The organism is Falsiphaeobacter marinintestinus (assembly GCF_007923355.1).
Taxonomy (GTDB): domain Bacteria; phylum Pseudomonadota; class Alphaproteobacteria; order Rhodobacterales; family Rhodobacteraceae; genus Phaeobacter_A; species Phaeobacter_A marinintestinus.
Genome location: NZ_VOGO01000036.1, coordinates 1 through 3,142 on the forward strand (window position 1 = coordinate 1; position 3,142 = coordinate 3,142).

Below are 3,142 nucleotides of genomic sequence, written 5' to 3' on the forward strand. Positions count from 1 at the left end.
GGTAATAGGTTTGTTCCGTCACTCCGATCTGTCTGATCGCATCAATCCGGGGCATCCCTTGCCCCATCAGAACTTCAACCTGCCGCAACTTCACGACAATCTCTTCGGGCTTGGGTCTTTTAATGGCCATCTCTGACCCTCAGCTTTCCTAATCATAGGGGCGGACCACTTCAAAGGGGGAGGCTCATCTCCGCACGAGTTATGGCGATATGGTGAGGAAAGCGACACTACTTTCACTAGTCTGGAATAAACTCGAAACCGCCCGATAGAAAATCATGACATGTTGATAACCCGCGGTACATCGCTGCACGCCAGCTATTTCTGTTTCGCCGGGCCGCGCTAGCTGACAACCTTTGCAGCTCCCTCCGAAGGACATCCTCTCCATCGGCATGATGCTCCTGAAAGGCGGCTTTTCCGTCACCAAGTTCAACAGCGCTTAAATCAGAATACAAAGCAGCCAACCCCAGTGTCTCAAGGTGGTTTGTTGCCCTTTCAAATGCCAGATCGGGCATTCCATCTGGTTGCTCGACGGAAAAAGCGACATCAACACCTTCGTTGATCTCAACATTTGCGATTAAAAAAAACCAGTCTCCCCAATCGTCAAAATAGGGGTGGAACAGCTGCGTTTCCGCTGTTTCTCCGTATTCGGTTCCCTTCGTCTTGTTGCAATCCGAGCAACACGGAACCAAGTTTCGATAAACAACTGATAGCTCTGGGAAGTCCGATTTCGGCAGGTAATGGTCGACCGATTTCACAAATCTCGCAAAGCAAAGCGGACACACGTTTAGAGGAGCGCTTGATCGAATTTTGTTGTAGGCGGGTCTCTCGCCACCTTTCACCAGAACTCTGTCATAAACATTCTCGAGTTCCTCATTTGATGCGTGTTGAGCGTCCTCTGTCCCCAGCTGAAATAGACTCTCATTTTGAGCTAATTGGACATAGGTGGCAGATCTCCCCACGATCCGATCTACTTCCAACTCAAGTCGAGCTTTCAACAATGGATCTCGGGTTCTTCGAACGGTTCTCAGGTAACAATTCCTGACGTCGTCAACTGGAGCCTCAAGCCTAATCACTTTCAGAATTCCGCCAAATTGAGCGAACTAGGCCGCGACCTTCTGCTCCTATCTGATCTCCAAAAGCCCCATAAACTTCTTCCAAGCTTCCAGATTTGGCAATGACTTCCGAGATTAGACCATGATAACCGCTTTCTCCGACTTCCACGCCAAACACAGATCTTGTTATTCTGCCCAAATTCCCTGCAAATGTCTCAAAGTCCGGTCTCTCTATGCGAATTTCATCGCCCGCTCGAAAAAACAGCGAAACGCATTCCGCAGGCACTTCTTGAACTATTACAGGTGAATGAGTCGCTAAGACACCGACACCATTTCGACTAACCAAAAGATCTGAAAGTGCTCTAACAAAAGCTGCAGCAAGCGGAGGATGCAAATGCGATTCTGGTTCGTCCACAAGAACCAGTGTCCTTTCTCCAACAAGCTCCACCAGCCGGGTGACCGTCAACAAGACGATCTTGTGCCCAGAACTCGCAGCATCGAAAATCTTTTCCGCTGCTTCTGCCATATTTTCCGGTGGAAGCTCACCTATCTCAGAAATCTGCCAGGAGGCAAAAACTGGATCATCTTCAAGGGTGTGCATTGCTCGAATCCATCGAGACCGGCGCGAACTCTGAATGCAGTTGAGAACACTTTCGACAAACTCGCGACTCAACTCAACTGGAGATTTGTTCCTAGACTTTGTTCTGCGAGTCTTAGCTCGCAGCCTCTTCTTGAGGCCAATGTAATTATATCGGATACCAGACCGAGTTCCCTCGTTGCTTGCTGGAGGTTCGAAATCATCGAATGCGCTAAACGCCACCGTGACAATTCCTGAAAAACCTTCCACAGCAGAACTCTCCTCCTCCTCTGAGTAAAATGTGAGCTTGCCCCGTCGCTTGTCTCGGCCCTTCACCAATAAATCACTGATAGAGTTGAGCAATCTGGATTTTCCCACTCCGTTACGACCAATAATGACATGTATGTTCGTTGGTGGAACCGACTCGGGAATGACTTGGAACTCTAGGGTCGGAGCGTCTTCACCAGGAAAATCATAATCGAAGTCAAATGCCGTAAGGGTCGCTTGCTCGTGCAATATGGATATGAATAGCTTAATGTCCCTCGGTCGAACGGAGCGGCATAAAGAAGTCGAAAAGGCATCATCTTCACGCACATCGTCAAGAATTTGCTCTTGCCATACAACGTCTCTTAACACCGCAAGAATTTCTAGCCGGTCAGGGTCATTCAAGCTCAACAAGTTTTCATAGTATTGCTGATCTTGACCTAGCGACGCATGCGTGTCGCTGACGTCTATTCCCTCGGGGAAGTCCACATACCCTCCATTCATGCCGTGATGCATGATTTTGACTTCGCCAATTTCGTTTCGAGCTCCATCGGCATCAAAAAGTATCAATGAAAATGCAGTTTTGTACCCATAGTCATCCCAATTGTCTTGGACCAGGAAGCACGTGTTTGTTCCTGACAATTGATTGCGCTTGAAATACCGTTCATACTCAATGACTTTGAATTCCACACCATGTCCTGACTGCTGCTAGAGCACGTACCAAAGCGGTTCATTGTTCTTTTGCAGTCTCCGCAAATGGCACCCTTTCAGCAAGCTCATACAGCATCTGTCAGATTTTTTCTGAGCCGCGAGTTCCAACGGCTCGACAACAACTGCTATTGATCACTTTTTCTCCAAACCAAATACAGCGTGTGAACCCTAACAATCAGCAAAACCCAAGATTACACTCAATGAAATCAACCCACTATCCCCTCAATATCACTGATAAAGCACCATAAGCACGGCAAGAAGCGTTGCTACCGTACTGTGCTAGGATTGTGCTAGGTGCACGGCGCTATGCTCGTAGCGCGTTGTTATCAAAGGGCTCAAAAGCCCCTGTGCTAGCACTGTGCTAGGGTTTTTCCGCTTAGCACAAGAATTTCGCTGCAGCGCAGAAATCCAACAAGTTGCTGTTTTTGCTTGATTTAAATGGTGCCCGGGGGCGGAATCGAACGGTAATCCCCCCATTTTTAATGGGGTCCAGCCGTAGAATTCAGGCGGCTGCTTTCAGTTTCATTGCGGGTGTGAT

General features: G+C 48.3%; 2 protein-coding genes and 1 pseudogene. All 3 read right to left on the reverse strand.

Annotation, left to right across the window (positions count from 1 at the left end; translation table 11 throughout):
- Positions 1 to 130: pseudogene (locus tag FOY56_RS23230) on the reverse strand (IS3 family transposase); the annotation flags it as partial.
- Positions 131 to 236: 106 nt separating this feature from the next.
- Complete coding sequence (locus tag FOY56_RS23235; protein WP_186766458.1) at positions 237 to 995, reverse strand: HNH endonuclease; 759 nt, start codon at positions 993 to 995, stop codon at positions 237 to 239.
- Between the two features lie 70 nt (positions 996 to 1,065).
- A complete protein-coding gene (locus FOY56_RS23240; RefSeq protein WP_146348527.1) occupies positions 1,066 to 2,583 on the reverse strand; it encodes an AAA family ATPase in 1,518 nt (505 codons plus the stop codon).
- Positions 2,584 to 3,142: the final 559 nt, after the last annotated feature.